The following is a 19870-nucleotide window of genomic DNA, read 5'->3' as shown; positions in this document are numbered from 1 at the left end:
TGAAGCCGGGACAGCTTTCACTCTATCGGTGCAGGCGAGCGGATGCCGCGGGCCCGCGGGCCCGCATTGGCCCGGCGCTCTTCCTCATTGTTAAGAACTGCGATTCCTTCGCGTGAATTCGCGCGAAACACCCGCGATTCCACGCAGTCGCCTGGATAGGCTGACCACATGGTGAGTCTGACGGCCGATATGAGCCCCCTGCGTCCCGATCGAAACCTCGCACTCGAACTGGTTCGTGCGACCGAGGCCGCATCCATCCGGGCCGTGCCGTTCATCGGCCGTGGAGACAAAGAGGCAGCAGACGGTGCGGCGGTCGACGCCATGCGCGCGTTCCTCGGCACCGTGAATTTCCAGGGACGGGTCGTCATCGGCGAGGGCGAGAAGGACAACGCGCCGATGCTGTTCAACGGCGAGGAGGTCGGCGCTGGTCGCGGTCCCGAGTGCGACATCGCCGTCGATCCGATCGACGGCACCTCGCTCACCGCTGCAGGACGTCAGAACGCCCTCTCCGTGATCGCCGTCTCCGATCGGGGCACGATGCTCGACGCATCGAGCGTCTTCTACATGGACAAGCTCGTCACCGGACCCGCCGGCGTCGGCGTCGTCGACATCCGCCTGCCGATCGGGGAGAACATCCGATTGCTCGCCGGTGCGCTCGGCAAGCCCGTCGATGAGCTCGTCGTGTCCGTGCTTAATCGTCCGCGGCACGAGAAGCTCATCGAAGAGATCCGTGCGGCTGGCGCAGGGACGCGCCTGATGAGCGACGGCGACGTCGCCGGCGGCATCAACGCCGCGCGTCACGGTGCGCGCACCGACATGTGCGTCGGCGTCGGGGGAAGCCCTGAGGGAATCGTCACGGCGTGCGCGATCAAGGCGCTCGGCGGTCACATCCAGGGGCGGCTCTGGCCCAGGGACGACGACGAGCGTCAGCGCGGCATCGACGCCGGACTCGAGATGGACCGCGTCTACGAGGCCGACGACCTGGTCAAGGGCGACAACACCATCTTCGTCGCGACCGGCGTGACCGACGGCCAGCTGGTAGCCGGCGTGCGCCGCGAAGGAAACTACGTGTACACGGAATCGGTCGTGCTGCGCGGCGCGTCCGGGACGCTTCGTCGCATCGCCTCAGAGCACCTCGTCTCCAAGTGGCTCTAAGGCCAGACTCCCCGTTTCCGCATTTCGCGCCGCGCTGATCGTTACCCAGCCGGTATACCAGCGCGGTGCTGCTACCGGTCTTACTCAGCCTTTGCTGGCACAATAGGCCCTGGGTTCGTCGCCGTCACAGTTCGTGACGGCATCCAGGAGGGTGAGATGACCACGGAGCAGACACGGGACGCGAAGTCACGGGCGACGGCTACGGTCACCACGAACACCGGCCGCATCCTTCGGATCACTCCCGAAGACGAGGCTGCGCGTGTCGCCGCTGCAGCGGCCGCGACAGTGGCGCCCCCGAACGTCGATCCTGCACGCCGCGCAGACGTGCTCTTCCGCGTGCGGCGGCCCGAGGGGCACGAACTCAGTTCGTGGTGGATGATCGGCGCGTTCGTCGTGAGCTCCGGCCTCGTGATCGCCCTGCTCAGCTGGGTGCCCGGTAACGCCTAACTCTCGTCCACACGGTGCCGCACGGCGTCGAGGTCGGCCTGGATCCCGTCCAGCTGTGCGTTCTCGAACAGCGCTGCACGCTCAGCAGGCTCGGCGTCGCCGACCAGCTCCGGCGCGGTGAATCGGCGCGGTGTGGTCGTGATCGGCTGCGGAGCCGCCTCCAGTGCCGACGCGTCGATCCCGGGGAACTGGCGGGCGGTGACCAGCACGCGGCTCTCCAGCGAGCCGGCGAAGCGGTTGTAACTCTCCACCGTGCGCTCCAGCGCCCGTCTCATATCATCGGCGTGCCCGGCGACGACGCCGAGGCGGTCGAACAGCTGCGTTCCGAGGTTGAGCAGTGTGCGCGCCTCGGTCGAGACCTCCTGCTGGGTCCAGGTGAACGCGACGGTCTTCAGCACGGCCCACAGGTTCACAGGAGAGGCGAGCGCGACGTGCTTGCTGAACGCGTAGTCGAGCAGCGTCGGGTCTTCGTCGATCGCGGACGCGAGCAGCGACTCGCTGGGCAGGAAGCAGATCACGAACTCCGGGCTCGCATCGAGGCCCGACCAGTACGCCTTCTTCGCCAGCGCGTCGACGTGCGCACGGACGGCCTTGACGTGCCTCTGCATGAACTGGCGGCGCTGCCCTTCCTGCGCGTCACCACCCGTCAGCGCACTCGCTTCGAGATACGCGTCGAGGGGCACCTTGGCATCGACGGCGATCGAGCTTCCCCCGGCGAGGCGGATGACCATGTCGGGGCGGCCCTGGCCGCGATCCGACGAGATCGTGGACTGCAGGTCGAAGTCGACGTGACGCGTGAGACCCGCCGCCTCGACCACACGGCGCAGTTGCGTCTCGCCCCACACTCCGCGGGTCGATGTCGAACGGAGCGCACCCGCGAGTGACTCGGTCGTCGCACGCAGCGCCTCATCGGACTCCTGCGCCCTGCGCAGCTGTTCCGTGAGGGAGCCGAACTGCGCATGCCGCTCCTGCTCGAGCGATGCGACCTTGCTCTGCATCTGCTGCAGCGACTCGCGCACCGGAGCCAGCGCCGTCAGAACGGCGTTCTGCTGCTGCACGCGCTGCGCCTCCGCGCGCTGCTCGGTGCGGGAGTGCTCGACGGCATCGCGATACAGGTCGTACTGCCGGTCGCGATCGTCTCGGGCGGCGGCGAGCTCGGCCTGGGTTCGAGCGAGTTCGGTGGTGTCGCGAGTGTGCTCGGCGGCGTCACGCGCCGCACGTGCGAACCAGCCCACGACGAGGCCGATCGCGAGTGCGACTGCGGCGATGAGAGCGATCAGCGGAGCATCCATGGCTCCAGGGTGCACCCGGCCACCGACATCGTACGCACGCCGCTCCGCTCACGGCGCCGCTGGTGTCAGCGGCTCGCGTACTCGTCGAGGATCGCGCGCATCTCTGGCAGCGCGAACTGCTCGGTGATCGCGACGGCCGACAGAGGTCCGGCATCCGGATCGGCGCCCGCGTCGAGCAGCATGCGCAGCAGGGTCTCGTTCTTGCGGAACACCGCGCAGGAGATCGCGGTCTGCCCCGCGGCGTTCAGCGCGTTCAGGTCGGCGCCGCGACGCACGAGGTCTGCGACGGTGTGCTCCTGCTCGGCGTACGTCGCCACGATCAGCACGGTGTCGCCGCGCGGATTGCGCACGTCGATCGGCACACCGGCGTCGATCATCTCGCCGAGCGGACCGGTCCGGCCCTGACGCGCGAGATCGAAGGTGCCCTCGATGACCTCGAGGCTGACGGGGGAGTCGCCGGTGGGATTCGTCATGCACTCATTGTGCCCTGGTGCGGCAGCGGCGCGCTGCGTCAGGCCACGGCGCGCTCCAGCACGCGCACGGGCGGTTCTGCGATGCGCAGGCTCAGGGCCAGGGCGAGCTCGTCGACGTCCGCGGCACCGGCGCGCGCGGCAGCGTCGATGACGATCTGGGCGCAGGCCCGAGCATCCGCCAACGCGTCATGGTGGGAGAACTCGGCGAACCCTGCGGCAGCGGCGGCGACAGGCAGGCGGTACGAGTCGAGGTCGTAGATCTTGCGTGCGACCTGGAGGCTGCACAGTGAACGGTACGGCGGGCATTCGAGACCGGTGACCTCGGATGCCGTGCGCAGCACCTTCGTGTCGAAACCGGCATTGTGCGCGACGAGCACGTCGGCGCCGGCGAACGAGCACAGGCGGTCGAACTGCTCCTCCCAGGTCGCGGCCGTGCGCACCTGGTGAGGGTGGATGCCGTGGATCTTGATGTTCCAGTCCTGGAACTCGTCGTGCCCTGCCGGAGGGCGGATGAGCCAGCTCGCGGTGGCGACGGCGCGGCCGTCGCGAACGCGGACGAGTCCGACGGAGCATGCCGAGGCGGGACTGGAATTCGCCGTCTCGAAGTCGATTGCGGTGAAGTCCAGGGGCACCTGACCACCTTCTCTCCGGGGCCATGCGCGATGCCGCAGACTCGCCGTAGGCTGGCGATATGAGCGATGCGCGGGCGACTTCCTTCGGTGCGGCGGCCGACCACTACGAGGCTGCGCGGCCGGAGTATCCGTTCGATGCGGTCGCCTGGATGCTCGAGAACCTGCCGCACGGATCGCGCCGGATCGCCGACGTCGGCGCCGGCACGGGCAAGCTCACGCGCGTGCTCGTCGCGGCGCCGGATGCCGAGGTCGTCGCGATCGATCCTGACCCGGTGATGCTTGCGAAGCTGCGGGAGAGCGTCCCCGGCGTGCCGACCTTCACGGGCACTGCCGAGCACCTGCCGCTGCCGGATTCCGGTCTCGATGCCGTGGTGCTCGGCCAGGCATGGCATTGGGTGGATCCTGTCGCAGCGTCCGCTGAGATCGGGCGCGTCGTGCGTGACGGCGGCACGCTGGGGCTGATCTGGAACACGCGCGATGGCCGTGTGGAGTGGGTGCGTCGACTGACCGCGGCGATGCACCCGAGCGTCGCCGAGGAACTCCTCGAGGACGAGGGGCCCGTGGTGGCGGCGCCGTTCGGCGAACTGGAGTCTCAGCGATGGGAATGGATCCGACCGATGACCCGTGCGCAATTGCACCGCATGGCGGCATCGCGCAGCTACGTCATCACGGCGTCAGAGGACGAGAAGCGGCTCATCAGGCGCGGAATGGACACGTTGTTCGATGAGATCGGCCTCGACGAATCGGGAACGATCGATGTGCCCTATGTGACGCGAGCATTCCGCGCCGTGCGCGGCTGAGCCGCGGCATCCGCGCCGGGTAGACTCGTATCCCGTGGCTCTAACTATCGGGATCGTGGGCTTGCCCAACGTCGGCAAGTCGACTCTTTTCAACGCACTCACCAAGAACGACGTGCTCGCGGCGAACTATCCGTTCGCGACGATCGAGCCGAACGTAGGTGTGGTGAACCTTCCCGATTCGCGTCTCGACGTGCTCGCGGAGATCTTCGGCAGTGAGCGCATCCTCCCGGCGGCCGTGTCATTCGTCGACATCGCCGGCATCGTGCGCGGTGCGAGCGAGGGAGAGGGACTGGGCAACCAGTTCCTCGCGAACATCCGTGAGGCGGATGCCATCGCCCAGGTCGTGCGCGGATTCGACGACGACGACGTCGTTCATGTCGAGGGTGCGATCAACCCCAAGGACGATCTCGAGACGATCAACGCCGAGCTCATGCTCGCCGATCTGCAGACCGTTGAGAAGGCGATTCCGCGGTTCGAGAAGGAAGTGCGTGGCAAGAAGGCCGATCCCTCGGTGCTCGAGGCGGCGAACGCTGCGAAGGATGCTCTGGAACGCGGCATCCTGCTCTCGGTGAGCGGTATCGACCTCGCCCCGATCAAAGAGCTCGGTCTCCTCACCTCGAAGCCGGTCATCTTCGTGTTCAACGTCGACGAGGCCGTGCTGACGGATGCTGGGCGCAAGGCCGAACTCGAAGCGCTTGTCGCACCGGCCAAGGCGATCTTCCTCGACGCGAAGATCGAGTCGGAGCTCATCGACCTCGACCCGGAGGATGCGGCCGAGCTGCTCGCGTCGACAGGTCAGGACGAGTCGGGCCTCGACCAGCTCGCCCGCATCGGCTTCGACACGTTGGGCCTGCAGACGTACCTCACTGCCGGTCCCAAGGAGGCTCGTGCCTGGACGATCCCCAAGGGGTCGAAGGCGCCGCAGGCCGCCGGTGTCATCCACACCGACTTCGAGAAGGGCTTCATCAAGGCGGAGGTCATCTCGTTCGACGATCTCGTCGCGACCGGATCGGTCGCCGAGGCCCGCGCGAAGGGCAAGGCCCGCCTCGAGGGCAAGGACTACGTCATGCAGGATGGCGACGTGGTGGAGTTCCGGTTTAACGTCTAACGTTAATGACGCTCTTCGTTATACACTAACCGTGTGATCAGATCGTTCGGGAGCAAAGAGACCGAGCGCATCTGGCATGAACGGTACGTCAAGGGTGTTGACCGGCTGGTGCAGCGAGCGACGTTGCGCAAGCTTGAGTTGATTCACGCGGCCAAGGATGTTGAGGACCTTCGGATCCCGCCGGGCAATCGGTTGGAGCGGTTGGTCGGTGACCGGCGCGGGCAGCACAGCATCCGGGTGAACTCGCAATGGCGTATCTGTTTCGTCTGGAGAGATGGAGGAGCGGAAGATGTCGAACTCGTCGATTATCACTGAGGCTGACCTGATCGAGCCCATCCACCCGGGGGAGATCCTGATGGAGGACTTCATCGAGGGCTTCGGGATCACACAGAACAAGCTGGCAGTGTCGATTGGAGTGCCGCCGCGGCGCATCAATGAGATCGTGCATGGTAAGCGCGGCATCACCGCGGATACCGCGATCCGCCTGGCACGCTACTTCGGCACCTCGGAGGAGTTCTGGATGAACCTGCAGTCGAACTACGAGCTGCGGCTTGAGCGACGGGCTCTGCGTGACAAGGTCGCCGCCATCACACCGCTGAAGGCCGCGTGAGCAGCGGGCCAGAGCGTCGAGTCGTCCGGAAGGTCGTCGGCTACGTCGTGCATGAGGGGCGGCTGCTTGTGTTCACGCACGACGATGTGCCTCTCGACGTGACCGGTGTTCAGGTGCCTGCCGGCACGATCGAGCCGGATGAGTCTCCTGAGGCCGCCGTCGTGCGCGAGGTCTTCGAGGAGACGGGGTGCGCCGTTCGAGTTGTCAGCGCACTGGGTATCGAGCGCTACGACGTGTGGCCCTCCAAATCGGAAGTGCACGAGCGGCATTTCTTCCAACTGGCGCTGGTGGACCTGGATGATCCACCTGAGCGGTGGGGTGCTGGTGAGGAAGCCCCGTCGGATGGCGGTGTTGCGCAGCAGCGGACGTGCTACTGGGTTCCTCTCGATCAGGGCCACGTGCTGTGTGCCGGGTTTGGTGCGCGGCTCGGGGAGATCGTCCCGGAAGTTCGGTGAGACCGCTAACGGTGACGTAACCCGGTCGAGTTCCGCTTCAACGTGTAGTCGCGTTTCGGTTCAACGTCTCGTCAGCTCGTGGCTTGGACAACCTGCACCAGGTGGCCGTCCGGGTCCTCGACCCAGGCGATCAGTAGACGATCGAGCCAGGGCTCTGGCGACTTGACGGGCGTTGCGCCGAGCTCGATGAGTCGCTCGTAGCCTGAGGGAACGTCGTCAGTCCACAGGATCACGGCTGCCCGCTGGCCATCGGTGACCGGGTCGAGACCGTGGTCATCGCGGGTGCTGGTTTCGGTGGCGAGGCCGAGCCGGTATCCGTCGAGGACAAGGTCGACGTGGATAGGCGTTCCTGCTGTCGGCGTGCGGAACGCTTCGTCGAAGCCGAGAGCGCCGTAGAAGGCCACGGCACGGTCGATGTCACGTGTGAACAGGACGACCTGAGGGGTTCGGAAGAGGTCCATACGCCAAGTCTTACATCCCATGCCACTTGTCACAAGACTACCGTTTTCGGTAGAGTTGTGACATGACGATGACGGCGAAGTACCGGGATGTCGTGCGCGAGATCGCGCTCGACCACTACGGATTCGTCACCACCAAGGCCGCCGCCGAAGCGGGAGTGCCTGCCGTCGAGCTCCCGAAGCTCGCAGCCCGGGGAGGTCTGGACAACATCGCCTACGGACTGTACCGAGTGCCGGACATCCCTCCGACCCGATACGACCAGTTCGCTGAAGCGCTCCTGCGCGCTGGTGAGGGCGCGTACCTGCACGGCGAGTCCGTGCTGGCGTTGTTCGGCCTCGCTGATGTGAATCCCCGACGAATCAATATTGCCGTCCCCAGGCGCGCAAGGCCGAAGCTGCCAGCGTTCGTCGAACTGACGCGGGTTCGGGATGCGATGAAAACGACGCTGTACGAGGGGCTCGAGTCTCAGACGGTTGCTGACGCGCTCCTCGAGTGTCGCGGCCGTATCGAGGGCGAGCGTCTCCTGGCGGCCGCCAAGCAGGCGCGAGCGGAAGGACTCCTCACCACCGTCGAATGGCAGCAGCTGACGAAGGACATTCGTCGATGACATACAGCGGTGCACCGACGAATGTGCGCTCCTTGGAACAGCGCATCCGCAACCTCGAAGGCGACGACGGGTTGGCGTTGCGCCGCCGGGTCAGCATGGCAGTTCCATCTCGCGACAGACCTGGCTGACCTCTTCACCGAGGTCGGTCTGGAATCGCCGAGGCCGGTGCCGGTGATGCGCGCTGAGCACCAGGTCGCGCAGAAGCTCCACGCTGTTTCTAGCGAAGGCAGTGAACGTGCTCGTGACCTCGTTGACCTTCAACTTCTCGATGGGGCTGAGGACCTCGACCTCGAGTTGGTTGCGACGACGTGCGTCAGGCTCTTCGAGTATCGACGTCAGCAGGCGTGGCCACCGTCCATTGTCGCGCGACAGGAGTGGGGCAGCCTCTACGTCGAGGCGGCAGACGGATTGGATGTACTGCCGTCGCTTGGCGAGGCTATGGCCTGGGTCGACGTCTTCGTTCGGCGTATCGCGGCAGCCGGCCCAGGGTGATCCTGCTGACATTCGACAACCGTGGCGACGTGGTTGATTTTCGGTTTAACGTCTAGCGTTATTGACGCAGGATCTGCGGAGTCGCTTGATGATGCCACCTCAGGGGTGCGACCTTCCATGGCGCGCGCCCAGACCTCCGGGTAGGTCGCCGCGCCTGGCTCGGCAGTCGCCCGCGCAGGCGTGTCGGCCTGGCGGAAGCCGCCGCGCCTCCACACCCAGATGATCCGCACGATGAGTCCGAGCACGAGGGCGACGGGGAAGAGCCAGGCCCACCAGGGCATATCGTCGCCGCTCGGATACACGTCGGCCACCCTTCGGTTCGTCTCGGAAGCGCCACGGTGCAGAACCGGTCACTTGCTCCACGATGGACCAGGAGCGGCGCTCCCGATCACAGGTGAGGGCAGAGCGTGCATCACGGCGTCGGGTGAAGCCGACACGGGCGAGGACTGCCGTCGGAACTCTGCCGCTCCGGGGCCCCCTCGGCGCAACTTCGCGAACGTCCTCAGCCTGCCGCCTTCCGGATGTGCTCCGCGATCGTCTTCTCCGTCTCCGGGGTCAACTTCAGCAGCGCGAACGACGTCACCCACAGGTCGCCGTCGTCGAGCTGCGCTGATTCCTCGAAGCCGAGGGTCGCGTAGCGGGTGGTGAACTTGGATGCCGCTTTGAAGAACACCACGATCTTCCCGTCTGCGTCGGCGTAGGAGGGAAAGCCGTACCAGGTCTTCGGAACCAGCTGCGGGGCGACCTCGCTGACGATGCGATCGATGCCTTCCGCGAGCGCGCGGTCGTCATCCGGCATCGCGGCGATGGCTTCGCGCACGGCCTTCTCACCGGCGGCACGGGTCTTCCCGGCCTTCGCCTCAGCGCGCAGTTCAGCGGCGCGCTGTTTGACGGCGTCGCGCTCGTCCTTCGACAGTCCAGCAGTCTTCTCAGCCATGACGGGCTCCTCACTCGATCGCGGTGCCGAATGCACCTACGACCAAGTTACGACCGCGGCTGATCCGGCGCTTCTCGAATCCTGATCGATCACGTCGGCCAGTATCGTTGATGTCAGCGACGAAACAGGCCCAGCCAGCCGCCACCAGCACCAGAGGAAGACGACATATGACGCAGCAGAGCATCCTCGAGTCGGACGGCCGTGCGATTCCCTACATCGAGGAGGGCGAAGGCCCGGTTCCCCTGGTGTTGATCTCGGGACGCGCCCTCAGCGGCGACGGGCTCGCCGTGGTCGCGCACTATCTCGCAGAAGAGGCGGGCTTCCACGTCGTGCGGATCGGCCCCAGAGCGGATTCGAGCGGCCAGGATCGTGCGACGACGCTGCGCGAGCGCGTCGAGGATGCCGTTCTGGTGATCGACCACCTCGGACTCGATCACACCTGGATCGGCGGTCATGCCTTCGGCGGCACCGCGGCACGCATCTTCGCCGCAGAGCACACCGATCGTGTCAACGGACTGCTGCTGCTCGGCGTCGAGGATGACGAGATTCCGCTGGCCCCGGCGATCCCCGTGCTGATCGTGCAGGCCACGGATGATGCCGTCACGCCGCCTGCCACGGCGGAGGCGCTGCACGCCACCGCTCCGGAGCGTGCGAGCATCAAGATCGTCGACGGCGCCGACCACCTGTTCCCTGCCACGCATCCGATCGAGACCGCCGTGATCATCGAGGAGTACCTCGACTGGGACTAGGGATCGCCTTCCCGCGACCCGAGAGAACCTATGGTTGAGGTGTGTCCCGAAACTCTCCTGCATCCCCGGCCCCCGTTCCCGTCGAGCTTCCCCTCGAGCGTCGTCTGGCGGTCGCCGTCGAGCGGTACGGCGAGCAGGCCGTCGTGTCGCGCTCGCTCTCGCTGCTCGCCGGAAACAATGAGGGTGCGGACTTCCTCCTCTTCGTCGGCGGTGAGCACGCACGTGGCATCATCGACGGTGCACCGGTGCTGTACTGGCCCGAACTCTGGGGTGCACGTGCGCTGCTGCACGTCTGGGACGCATCGGTCATCGACGAGCCCGCCACCGCGCTGCTGATCAGCACGCTGACCAACCCCGCCTGGCGCGTGCGGGAGATGGGTGCCAGGCTCGCGGCCGCACGTGAGCTCGACGCGGCATCCGAACTCGCCACTCTTCTCGGCGACGAGGTGCCCCGGGTGCGTACCGCTGCCGTCAGGGCGCTCGGCGCCATCGGATCGGCGGAAGACATCGACCCGGTTCGCGCCTTGCTCAAGGACCCGGAGGTCGAGGTCCGTCGCGGGGCGCAGCAGAGTCTCGACAAGCTGCGATCGCGGCATCCGAAGAGCTGAGTACGACGAGCGGTCAATCCTGACCGGTGGGCCGTCTGCGACCCGACTTGGTCTCCGAGCGCCGGTGCTTCTCATCCAGCCGACGCCGCCGCGAGCCCTTTGTCGGCTTCGTGGAGCGACGGATGCTGGGTGGCATGACTGCTTCGCGGATGAGGCCGGACAGTCGCTCCCGCGCCGCCACCCGATTCTGCCGCTGTGAACGGTGCTCGCTGGCGCTGATGGTGAGCACCGTGCCAGCCAACCGCGACGCGAGCCCATCGATGACACGCGCACGTTGGACGTCGCTCAACGCGGTTGTCGCGGCGAGATCGAGACTGAGCTGTACGCGCGAGTCGGCGGTGTTCACGCCCTGTCCGCCCGGGCCCGAAGAGCGCGAGAACTGCTCGATCAGATCACTCGCCGGAATCCTGAGACCGTGCGGGGCTCCCGGTCCAGGAGGCACACGCAGATCATCCACTCCACAAGTGTGCCGCAGTGCGATGAAGATCGTGACGAGACCGATGGGAGAATCGTCTGATGACCACAACTCTCGTGGCTCGAGGCGTCGCCGGAGGCTATGGCCACCGCACGCTGTTCGATGACCTCGACCTCACCGTCGCGCCCGGCGACGTCATCGGCGTCGTCGGCGCCAACGGCGCCGGCAAGTCCACGCTGCTGCGGCTTCTCGCCGGGATCGACGAACCGCAGGCGGGCTCGATCACCTTGGCGCCCTCCGATGCGTTCGTCGGGTGGCTCCCGCAGGAGCACGAGCGCGTCATAGGGGAGACCGTGGCCGACTACATCGGCCGCCGCACCGGCTGCGCCGCCGCGACAAGGGAGATGGATGCTGCGGCAGCGGCGCTCGGCGACCCCTCGCTCGCTGCGGACGGCGCCGACCCGGCGGATGTGTACTCCGCGGCACTCGAACGCTGGCTCGCGAGCGGCGCCGCCGACCTCGAGGAGCGCACCCCGGCGGTGCTCGCCGACCTCGGCCTCGTCTTCGAAGGCGCGCGCGCCGAGGATGCGCTGATGACTTCGCTCTCCGGCGGTCAAGCCGCACGCGTCGGGCTGGCCGCGCTCCTGCTGTCGAGGTTCGACATCGTGCTTCTCGACGAGCCGACGAACGATCTCGACCTCGACGGGCTGGAACGGTTGGAAGCGTTCGTCCGTGGGCTCCGGGGTGGTGTCGTGCTCGTGAGCCATGACCGGGAGTTCCTCGCACGCAGCGTCACGCGCGTGCTGGAACTCGACCTCGCGCAGAACTCGAACCGCGTCTACGGTGGCGGCTACGATGCCTACCTCGAGGAGCGCACCACGATCCGACGCCATGCACGCGAGAAGTACGACGAGTTCGCCGACAAGAAGGCCGACCTCGTCTCGCGGGCGAGAGTGCAGCGGGAATGGTCGAGCCAGGGCGTGCGCAACGCCATGAAGAAGTCGCCCGACAACGACAAGATCAGGCGCAAGGCATCCGTCGAATCGAGCGAGAAGCAGGCGCAGAAGGTGCGCCAGATGGAGAGCCGGATCGCGCAGCTCGACGAGGTGGAGGAGCCGCGCAAGGAATGGCAGCTCGAGTTCACGATCGGCTCTGCGCCGCGCTCCAGCTCGGTGGTCTCGACGCTCAGCAAGGCCGTGCTCCGGCAGGGAGCGTTCACCCTGGGCCCTGTCTCGCTGCAGGTGAATGCGGGGGAGCGCATCGGCATCACCGGGCCCAACGGCGCGGGAAAATCGACCCTGCTGCGTGCGCTGCTCGGTCAGCAGCATCCGGATGAGGGCACGGTGAGCCTCGGCGCCAGCATCCGGATCGGAGAGATCGACCAGGCGCGCTCGCTGCTGACCGGCGACCGGCCGCTCGCCGAGGCTTTCGAAGCGCTGGTCCCGGAGCTGGCCTCAGGAGAGGTGCGCACGCTGCTGGCCAAATTCGGTCTCAGGGCCGACCACGTGGGGCGCCCCGTCGACGAGCTGTCGCCGGGGGAGCGCACACGCGCGGCGCTGGCACTGTTGCAGGCGCGCGGCATCAATCTGCTGGTGCTGGATGAACCGACGAACCACCTCGACCTGCCGGCCATCGAGCAACTGGAACAGGCATTGGATTCTTATCGAGGAACGCTGCTGCTGGTCACACACGACCGGCGGATGCTCGACACCGTGCAGACCGATCGGCGCTGGCGTGTGGAGGCGGGGCAGGTCACGGAGCTGTGAGCGCTCAGTGGCCGTGCTTATCGAGTATCACGTAGCCGCTTTCGCAGCGAGCGACGCGATACTACGACTGCGTGGTATCGGCATCCACGGGCGCGGCACCGCCCAGCGCAGCCAGCGCCGGCAGCGTGACTGAGGCTGAGCGCTTGACGTGCGCGATGCATGCCTCACGAGCCTCATTGGAATCGCCGGAAAGCACGGCGTTCACGATGCGTTGGAGCGTCGGTATCATCGCCTCTGAACCTTCCGCCATGGAAAGCGAGATGCGGCGGAGCTGGGTTATGCGAGTATGCAGTCGTTCGACGCTCTCTCGCAGCTCGGCATTGCGAGCGCCTTTGAGCAGGTGAGCGTAGTAAACGTCGCTCGCAGCGAGAGCCCCGGAGATGTCTTTTCGATGGATTGCCTCACTGATCGGCGGAAGTGATTCAGCGAATTCGATCTTCTCCGTTGCGGTCCCACGAACCGCGAACAGTTCCCCCGCAAGCCCCTCCAAAACCCCGCGCACCTGGTACATATCGAGTGCCTCAGCGAAGCTGAGCTCGCTGACGCGCGCCCCACGATTCTCAGTGAGTTCGACATGGCCTTCGGCAGCGAGGTGCCTCAAGGCATCACGTATGCCGGTGCGGCCGACGCCGTAACGCTGGGTGAGTTCGCGTTCGACGAGTTTCATCCCCGGTGAGTACTCACCGCTGGCGATGTCACGTCTCAAGGCCTCTCGGAGATCTGCGGGAGAGTTGATGTTCTGTGGATGATCAACGGTTGACATGGATACTTTCAGAGTGTCGTACGGGGTGCGAGCTTGAGCCTATCCTCATAGCTCGCGGCGAGGAAGGGAGATGCATAACTTTGTCCACAATCAGCGTCGGTGATTCAGTTCTGAGTCCTAGTTCCATCTGATCTCGAAGAAAATTTGTCGACAAAAGTCGCATTCGACGCTATTCGATGGAACAATCAGTGCACGTACGGCGATGACCTAAGCGGGTCGATGACGCCCCTGCACGCAGACGACTCGACGATGTGGGATCGGTGGTTTCTCGGTGTTGAACTTCACCTTCAGGCAACTCGAGTATTTCCGCGCCGTCGCCCAGCAAGGCAGCATCAGCGCTGCTGCCGAGCAGGAACGGATATCGAGATCCGCGCTCGCTTCGGCGATCACCGATCTCGAAGCCATCCTCGGCTGTCAATTGCTGACCAGACATAAGGCGAAGGGCGTCATGCTCACTCCTGTCGGCGTGCACCTGCTGGAGATGAGCAACGAGCTGATCGAATCGGCCAGTCGCATCGAGGCGACGTTGCGCGGCGACGAGCTGTCTGGCCGGTTGGGCATCGGTTGCTTCGCGTCGCTCGGGCCCACCCTCATTCCGTCGTTGTTCGCACACTTCCGCGACAATTACCCTGAAGTGAAGTTGCGATTACGCACAGGCGCGCATGACGAATTGGAAGCACTGCTCGAATCGGGCGAGATCGAGCTGGCGATCGGTTACGGTCTTCATGCCACGGATACCCTTGACACGGAAGATCTGTACGAGGACCGCATGCACGTGATTCTTCCCCACGGACACAGACTCGCTGCGCAAGAAGTGGTTCGTCCTGAGCAACTGATGCGAGAGACCCTCATTCTGCTCGACACGCCACCGAGTTCAGAGAACGTTCGGCTGTATTTCGCTGCACACGGATTGGTGTCCAAGCCGCGGTTCCGGTTCCAGGACTTCGAGGTTGTGCGCTCTCTTGTCGCTCGAGGGATCGGATACTCGGTCGTCGTGCAGCATCCCGCCTCCGATGTGTCCTATGAGGGGCTTGGAATCGTCGCGCGACCGCTCGATCCGACTCCTGCCCCGGTTCCGGTCTCATGTGCGTGGGTTGACGGAAGAGCATTGACGCCGCCAGCGCTCGAGGCGCGTCGAGCGCTGCGAGTGCTGGCGCCTCCGTCGAAGCTGTGGTGGTCGCACTCGAATCAGATTGAGGTTCAGGCCTGAGTGCTACACAGGACAGACTTCGACAGTTCAGAGGCCGGTCCTGCGTAGCGAGATCACGCCGCCCACATGATGAGGTCCGGCCAGATTATGAACGCGGCGATCACAACCGCGTACGGCAGATAGTAAGGAGCCACTCCCTTGAACACGTCGATGATGCTGGTCTCGTCGGCGAGTCCGGAAACGATGAATGCGTTCACTCCGACGGGCGGGGTGACCGCGCCTATCGTCGTGACCAGGACGACGATGATCGTGACCCATATGAGGTCGTATCCGAGAGCGCCGAGCAAGGGGTAGAACAGCGGGATGCTGAGGACCAGGAACCCGAGTCCATCCATCAACGCGCCACCGATCAGATAGATGCCGATGACGAGGAGTAGAACGACCACGGGGGCGACCGGCAGATCTGCCGCCCACATCGCGAGGTCGAAAGGCAGCCGAGTGAGCGTCAGGAATCGGCCGAAGATCACCGCAGACACGATGAGCATGACGACGAACGATGTGATCCGCAAGGTCTCGATCGTTGCCTTGAGGAACTTCTTCCATGAAAGCTGGCGTGTGATCAGCCCGATCATGATCGCGCCGAACGCGCCGACGCCGGCAGCTTCCGTCGGAGTGAACAGCCCGACCATCATGCCCACGATCGCCACGGTGAACAGCACGATGATCTCGAGCACGCCACTCAACGAACGCAGCCGCACGCCCAGGCTGTACCGCTCGCCGGTCGGGGCGAGGTTCGGCCTGATCTTGGCGATGACAACTGCAGTGATGATCAGCAGAGCGGTGATCATCAGACCAGGTCCGAGAGCGACGCGGAACAAGGTCGCAATCGACTGCTCAGCCTGCACTGCGACGATGATCAGCGCCGTTGACGGCGGAATCAGAATACCCAGCGTCCCGCCGATCGCGACGGTTCCAGCCGCGAAGCCCTTGTCGTACTTGTACTTCTTCATCTCGGGTAGGGCGATCGCGCCGATGGTGGCGGTGCCCGCCGAGTTCGAGCCGGATACCGCAGAGAACAGGGCGCTCGATGCCAGGGTCGTCGCTGCGAGTCCCCCAGGCAAGGATCCGAACCATTTGTACGCGGCGTCGAACAGCTTCGTGCTCATTCCCGTGTGATAGACGATCTGCCCCATGAAGATGAACAGCGGGATCACCGCCATGCTGATGGAACCGAATTGTCGGAAGACATCGCCGGCGACCAACTGCATGGAGGAATCGATGCCGCGGAGCATCACCATTCCCAGGAGCCCGACGCCGGCCATCGCGAACGCGATCGGCATCCGCAACGCGAGCAGCACGAGCAACAAGACGATCCCGAGGATCGACAGCATGACGGGGGTCACCAGATCTCCTTCTTCTGAACGCCCGTCACGAGCGACTCTGTCTGGCGGATGAAATCCATCAGAAGGACACACAGAACCAGGATGATACCGACGGTGAGTGCGACGAGTGCCGGCCATGTCGGCAACCGCAGCAGCTCGGAGGTCGTACCTGTGTCGAGTTGGAAACCTGCGTAGCGAATGAGCGCGATCGCGATCACCGCGAATACCACGCACGAGAGAACCGTGGTGAATGCAGCGATCGCGTTCTGCACTCGCTTCGGGAGTCGCGTCGTCACGAGATCGATGGCGACGTTCTGCTTCTCACGTTGGGCATCGGCGAGGCTCAGCCCGAGCATCATGACGGATGCTGACGTCATGATCTCGTACAACCCCAGAATGGGCATTCCGAGAAGCCGGAGCACTACGTTGGCGACGAGCATCAGCATCACGGCGCTGAGCAGGACGCCGGAGACGCCCGCGGCTCCCATCGTCGCGGCACGTACTATGCGTGTTGCGAGATTCATGGGCTACTCGCCGTTGTCAGCTGCGAGCTCGAGAGCACGGTCGAGCACCTCTTGAGCGTCGAAGGATGAGGACTCGTTGGCCGCGACCCACTCGGCCTGCCGAGCGTTCACTGCTTCATCCCAGGCGTCGACGTCATCGGCATCGACTTCGACCGTTTCGACCCCGAAGTCATCCTTCGCATAGTCGAGCGCACTCTGCACGCCCGCCTCGTCGTGGACACCCGAAGCGAATTCCATCATCTCGACCCTGAGGTCGCGAATGACCTGTTGCACGTCCTCAGGAAGTGAATCGAAGCGGGCCTTGTCCATGACAGCGACGAAGCTATTGCTGATCCCCAGAGGGTAATCGGTCACGTACTTCACCGATTCGGCGAGTCCGAAGTCTTTCATCACTTCGCGTGAAGAGACGTACCCCTTGATGACTCCCGTGTTCATGGCTTCGCTGACCTCGGACATCGACATGCCGACCGGCGCAGCGCCGAGCGCTTCAAGCACGGGGACGACCGCAGCCGAGCCCCGCAGGGACACGCCGTCGAGGTCGTCACGGTTGGTCAGTGCGTCTTCGGACTGGATGTACGCCGCCTCCGTGGTGAACGCTGTGATGATCTCGAAGTCGTCGAACTCCTCTGGTTCGAACTCCGTAAGCAGATCAAGGAAGGTCTTCGACGCGGTCTCGGCATTCTCCATGCCGATCGGCACGTTGATGACGGAGGAAAGCGGGAATCGACTGGTGTCATATGCAGGTGAGTCGAGGCCCACGTCCACGACTCCTTGGGTGACGCCATCGTAGATGTCACCCGAGCCGAGCAAAGTCCCGCCGACGAAGAGTTCGACCTCGACTCGTCCGTCGGTGCGTTCGTTGAGCTGATCGGCCCATTCCTGCATCTGAACAGCCGGAAACGAGGCTGCCGGCGCGAAGAACGCATACGTGAGCTTGATCGTCTCGCCGGAACTGGTGTCCGCGTCAGCACCACCTGGCGTGCATCCGCTCATCGCGAGTGCACCGGCGGCGATCAAGGCGATTCCGGTCAGCGTGCGGCGTGCATGCATTTTGTTCTCCTTCGAACATCGGTGTTTTCAAGGCGACCAAAGATCCTTGGCCCACGGGACGGGCTCTCATCAACGACGGAAGTACGAGAATGTCGCGACGGGTTGGGTTGACCCTAGCCATGAATGTCGACAGAACTCAAGAGTTGAAGCCTCATAGGTGGGAAATCCAACGAGCATGGCCGGGAATTGTGTCGTATCCAGCCGGCGTCGTTCCTTTGACTTCATTGGTCACTAGCGCGATCGGAGCTGCATCCGCCAGACGGCTTCGACCGTGTGATCTCATCTACAAATGTCGACAAACTCTCAATCGGGCATCTAGAGGCCCCGCGGCAAGTATCTCGTGCTCAGGCGGGAGTGATTGTCGACAAATGTGAGACAAAATCTTCACACGCGAGTGTTGTTTGTACGGTCCACTGCGATGACGTCTCGTCGGTGCCGACTCGACAGGAGGGCCTTCTAGGATCGGTCGCTCCCCAGGATCGTTGAATTCACGGGGATCTACATGCGCAAGTGTGGGGTTTTCCGGCTTACCAAGACGGGAATTTCGGCCAGGGGATCTTCTTGGTGCGACCCCGTTGCATTTTGTCGACATTTAAGATTAGAGTGGCGGCACTGCTCGAAGCCGCGCAGATCTCGCCCTGATTCCGAAGCGCTGCCGCAACGGAATCTGACACGGTCAGGCCCGGCTCTTGAGCGGAAGAACACTCGACCAGCCCCGATCGGCGGGGCACCCACCCCACCGCACGGTCGCGGGGATGACACGAGGAAGGACATCCAGATGTACCGCCTGCACACGCTGCTTTGGGACATTCGGAAGGATCCGGCGCTGGCTCAGCGGTTCCGCGCGAGCGCATCAGAGGTCCTCGACGAGTACGAGATGGAAGGTGAAGCCCGCGTGGCAATGCTCGAACTCGACTTCAAGAAGCTGCACGAGCTCGGCGCGAACCCGTATCTGATCTATTTCTGCGCCATCCAGCTTCAGGTAGACCGTGCCGACTACTACGCGCAGATCCGTGAGGAGAAGAACTGATGGGCAAAATCGTCGGAGCATTCGCAGGCTCCCACTCGCCTGGCGTCACCGGATGGCCTGAGCGCGCCGAGCCGCACAAGCGCGAGGCGATCGAGAAGGCGTTCGCCGAAGCACGACGCCGTATCGATGCACTCGCCCCGGACGCGATCGTAGGGGTATCGGTGGAGCACTTCACCAACTTCAACTTCGGCAATCTGCCGGCATTCGCGATCTCCACTGCGGATTCGCATCTCGGTCCGGTGACGCCCGAGATGGCGGAGTTCATCAACGTCGAACAGCACCAGTATCCGAGCAACGGCGCGCTGGGCCGTCACATCTACGAGTTCGCATTGACCCAGGAGTTCGACCCCGCCCTGGTCGAGGGTGGGATGGCGTTCGACGAGAACTTCTGTGTGCCGTTCAAGCATTTCGATCCCGAGTCGAAGTACCCCTTGGTTCCGATCATCGTCAACGGAGTGAATCCTCCGTGGCCGACGGCCAAGCGCAGTTACGACTTCGGCGTGATGATCCGTCGGGCCATCGAAGCGCAGGATGAGGTGCAACGTGTCATCGTCGTCGGCACAGGTGGCCTCTCCCACTGGGTGGGCCTTCCGGAATCCGGCACCGTCAATGAAGAGTTCGATCGGGACTTCCTCGCTCGCATCGAGAGCGGCGACCCGGAGCAACTCAGGAGCTACTCGCCTCAGGAGATCGACGCGGCCGGCAACGGTGCGCACGAGATACGCACGTGGATCGCTGCTGCGGGCGCGATCGGCGCCCCGTTCGAGGTGCTGGCGTACGAGCCGGTGCCCGAGTGGCTGACGGGCACTGCGGTGGCAGCATCCACCCCTGGTTTCGAAGACTGACACATCCCCATGCCCACAAGCCCGGTACCGCAACACTGCGCGCCGGAAACTATCAAGGAGAACACATGAGCACGCTTCCTACCATCACCGGTCGCGATCTTCGCGGCGTCATGTCGTACCC

General features: G+C 64.5%; 25 protein-coding genes and 1 pseudogene. 16 read left to right on the top strand and 10 right to left on the bottom strand.

All coding sequences use genetic code 11. From position 1 onward, the window contains the following. The first annotated feature begins 168 nt into the window (after positions 1-168). Complete coding sequence (gene glpX, locus J1M43_RS11545) at positions 169-1155, top strand: class II fructose-bisphosphatase (protein WP_206476759.1); 987 nt, start codon at positions 169-171, stop codon at positions 1153-1155. 156 nt (positions 1156-1311) lie between these two features. Further along, positions 1312-1602: a hypothetical protein gene (locus tag J1M43_RS11540; protein ID WP_206476758.1), complete on the top strand. Its 291-nt coding sequence runs from the start codon at positions 1312-1314 to the stop codon at positions 1600-1602. On the opposite strand, the gene rmuC is transcribed toward J1M43_RS11540, so the two are convergent. The 3 genes from rmuC to J1M43_RS11525 form a co-directional block, all read right to left on the bottom strand. Beyond that, positions 1599-2894 (bottom strand): DNA recombination protein RmuC, encoded by a 1296-nt coding sequence (gene rmuC / locus J1M43_RS11535; RefSeq protein ID WP_206476757.1) that lies wholly within the window; start codon positions 2892-2894, stop codon positions 1599-1601. The genes J1M43_RS11540 and rmuC overlap by 4 nt on opposite strands. Positions 2895-2959: 65 nt before the next feature. Beyond that, positions 2960-3367, bottom strand: a complete 408-nt coding sequence (locus J1M43_RS11530) for an ankyrin repeat domain-containing protein (RefSeq protein WP_206476756.1) — start codon at positions 3365-3367, stop codon at positions 2960-2962. 38 nt (positions 3368-3405) lie between these two features. Further along, positions 3406-3999 carry a 3'-5' exonuclease gene (locus tag J1M43_RS11525; RefSeq protein WP_206476755.1) on the bottom strand — a complete coding sequence of 198 codons (594 nt, stop codon included), beginning with the start codon at positions 3997-3999 and terminating at the stop codon, positions 3406-3408. 59 nt (positions 4000-4058) lie between these two features. On the opposite strand from J1M43_RS11525, the gene J1M43_RS11520 reads away from it, so the two are divergent. Genes J1M43_RS11520 through J1M43_RS11500 form a run of 5 tightly spaced genes read left to right on the top strand, consistent with a single transcriptional unit; the run spans position 4059 to position 6972 of the window. After that, complete coding sequence (locus J1M43_RS11520; protein ID WP_206476754.1) at positions 4059-4799, top strand: class I SAM-dependent methyltransferase; 741 nt, start codon at positions 4059-4061, stop codon at positions 4797-4799. 34 nt (positions 4800-4833) lie between these two features. Next, positions 4834-5907, top strand: coding sequence for a redox-regulated ATPase YchF (gene ychF, locus J1M43_RS11515; protein ID WP_206476753.1), 1074 nt, complete (start codon positions 4834-4836; stop codon positions 5905-5907). Between the two features lie 33 nt (positions 5908-5940). Next, complete coding sequence (locus J1M43_RS11510; protein WP_084595474.1) at positions 5941-6222, top strand: type II toxin-antitoxin system RelE/ParE family toxin; 282 nt, start codon at positions 5941-5943, stop codon at positions 6220-6222. Continuing rightward, positions 6197-6517: a HigA family addiction module antitoxin gene (locus J1M43_RS11505; protein ID WP_206476752.1), complete on the top strand. Its 321-nt coding sequence runs from the start codon at positions 6197-6199 to the stop codon at positions 6515-6517. Before J1M43_RS11510 ends, J1M43_RS11505 begins: the two co-directional genes overlap by 26 nt. Next, a complete protein-coding gene (locus tag J1M43_RS11500) occupies positions 6514-6972 on the top strand; it encodes an NUDIX domain-containing protein (protein WP_206476751.1) in 459 nt (152 codons plus the stop codon). Before J1M43_RS11505 ends, J1M43_RS11500 begins: the two co-directional genes overlap by 4 nt. Positions 6973-7043: 71 nt before the next feature. Here the strand turns inward: J1M43_RS11500 and J1M43_RS11495 are convergent, their stop codons facing one another. Continuing rightward, positions 7044-7433, bottom strand: coding sequence for a glyoxalase/bleomycin resistance/extradiol dioxygenase family protein (locus tag J1M43_RS11495; protein WP_206476750.1), 390 nt, complete (start codon positions 7431-7433; stop codon positions 7044-7046). Between the two features lie 62 nt (positions 7434-7495). On the opposite strand from J1M43_RS11495, the gene J1M43_RS11490 reads away from it, so the two are divergent. Both J1M43_RS11490 and J1M43_RS17180 read left to right on the top strand, forming a co-directional pair. Further along, positions 7496-8038, top strand: a complete 543-nt coding sequence (locus J1M43_RS11490) for a hypothetical protein (protein WP_033104826.1) — start codon at positions 7496-7498, stop codon at positions 8036-8038. A gap of 21 nt (positions 8039-8059) precedes the next feature. Continuing rightward, positions 8060-8530 (top strand): nucleotidyl transferase AbiEii/AbiGii toxin family protein, encoded by a 471-nt coding sequence (locus tag J1M43_RS17180; protein WP_084595472.1) that lies wholly within the window; start codon positions 8060-8062, stop codon positions 8528-8530. Positions 8531-9032: 502 nt separating this feature from the next. Here J1M43_RS17180 and J1M43_RS11480 read toward each other — a convergent pair. Then, a complete protein-coding gene (locus J1M43_RS11480; protein WP_033104825.1) occupies positions 9033-9467 on the bottom strand; it encodes a hypothetical protein in 435 nt (144 codons plus the stop codon). Positions 9468-9634: 167 nt separating this feature from the next. Here J1M43_RS11480 and J1M43_RS11475 point away from each other — a divergent pair, with 167 nt between their 5' ends. Both J1M43_RS11475 and J1M43_RS11470 read left to right on the top strand, forming a co-directional pair. Next, positions 9635-10216 (top strand): alpha/beta fold hydrolase, encoded by a 582-nt coding sequence (locus tag J1M43_RS11475; protein WP_033104824.1) that lies wholly within the window; start codon positions 9635-9637, stop codon positions 10214-10216. A gap of 41 nt (positions 10217-10257) precedes the next feature. Continuing rightward, complete coding sequence (locus tag J1M43_RS11470; protein WP_033104823.1) at positions 10258-10824, top strand: HEAT repeat domain-containing protein; 567 nt, start codon at positions 10258-10260, stop codon at positions 10822-10824. Positions 10825-10837: 13 nt separating this feature from the next. On the opposite strand, the gene arfB is transcribed toward J1M43_RS11470, so the two are convergent. Then, entirely contained in the window at positions 10838-11281 is a 444-nt protein-coding gene (arfB, locus tag J1M43_RS11465; protein ID WP_206476749.1) for an alternative ribosome rescue aminoacyl-tRNA hydrolase ArfB, read from the bottom strand. A gap of 59 nt (positions 11282-11340) precedes the next feature. Here arfB and abc-f point away from each other — a divergent pair, with 59 nt between their 5' ends. Beyond that, on the top strand, positions 11341-13005 hold the full coding sequence (gene abc-f, locus J1M43_RS11460; protein WP_206476748.1) for a ribosomal protection-like ABC-F family protein: 1665 nt from the start codon (positions 11341-11343) through the stop codon (positions 13003-13005). 61 nt (positions 13006-13066) lie between these two features. On the opposite strand, the gene J1M43_RS11455 is transcribed toward abc-f, so the two are convergent. After that, positions 13067-13768, bottom strand: coding sequence for a GntR family transcriptional regulator (locus J1M43_RS11455; protein ID WP_206476747.1), 702 nt, complete (start codon positions 13766-13768; stop codon positions 13067-13069). Positions 13769-14039: 271 nt separating this feature from the next. On the opposite strand from J1M43_RS11455, the pseudogene J1M43_RS17175 reads away from it, so the two are divergent. Both J1M43_RS17175 and J1M43_RS11450 read left to right on the top strand, forming a co-directional pair. Next, positions 14040-14222, top strand: a pseudogene (locus J1M43_RS17175) (LysR family transcriptional regulator); the annotation flags it as partial. 12 nt (positions 14223-14234) lie between these two features. After that, the gene (locus J1M43_RS11450; RefSeq protein ID WP_307823415.1) at positions 14235-14978 is read left to right on the top strand and encodes a LysR substrate-binding domain-containing protein; all 744 of its coding nucleotides are present in this window, start codon (positions 14235-14237) and stop codon (positions 14976-14978) included. Between the two features lie 53 nt (positions 14979-15031). Here J1M43_RS11450 and J1M43_RS11445 read toward each other — a convergent pair whose 3' ends face one another. From J1M43_RS11445 to dctP, 3 genes are read right to left on the bottom strand one after another with little or no spacing between them, the layout of a single operon-like run. Next, on the bottom strand, positions 15032-16321 hold the full coding sequence (locus J1M43_RS11445) for a TRAP transporter large permease (protein ID WP_206476745.1): 1290 nt from the start codon (positions 16319-16321) through the stop codon (positions 15032-15034). Then, on the bottom strand, positions 16318-16824 hold the full coding sequence (locus tag J1M43_RS11440) for a TRAP transporter small permease (protein WP_206476744.1): 507 nt from the start codon (positions 16822-16824) through the stop codon (positions 16318-16320). Before J1M43_RS11440 ends, J1M43_RS11445 begins: the two co-directional genes overlap by 4 nt. Positions 16825-16827: 3 nt before the next feature. Continuing rightward, a complete protein-coding gene (dctP, locus tag J1M43_RS11435; RefSeq protein WP_206476743.1) occupies positions 16828-17874 on the bottom strand; it encodes a TRAP transporter substrate-binding protein DctP in 1047 nt (348 codons plus the stop codon). A gap of 778 nt (positions 17875-18652) precedes the next feature. Between dctP and J1M43_RS11430 the strand changes: the two genes are divergently transcribed. Together J1M43_RS11430 and J1M43_RS11425 are read left to right on the top strand one after the other, a co-directional pair. Then, positions 18653-18904, top strand: coding sequence for a hypothetical protein (locus J1M43_RS11430; protein WP_206476742.1), 252 nt, complete (start codon positions 18653-18655; stop codon positions 18902-18904). After that, complete coding sequence (locus J1M43_RS11425) at positions 18904-19749, top strand: hypothetical protein (protein ID WP_206476741.1); 846 nt, start codon at positions 18904-18906, stop codon at positions 19747-19749. Before J1M43_RS11430 ends, J1M43_RS11425 begins: the two co-directional genes overlap by 1 nt. The last annotated feature ends 121 nt before the right edge of the window (positions 19750-19870 follow it).

Origin of the sequence: Microbacterium sp. KRD172, from assembly GCF_017168295.1 — a bacterium.
GTDB lineage: Bacteria > Actinomycetota > Actinomycetes > Actinomycetales > Microbacteriaceae > Microbacterium > Microbacterium profundi.
Note: the sequence above shows the minus strand (reverse complement) of the source record. Positions and strands in the feature narration are given on the sequence as shown.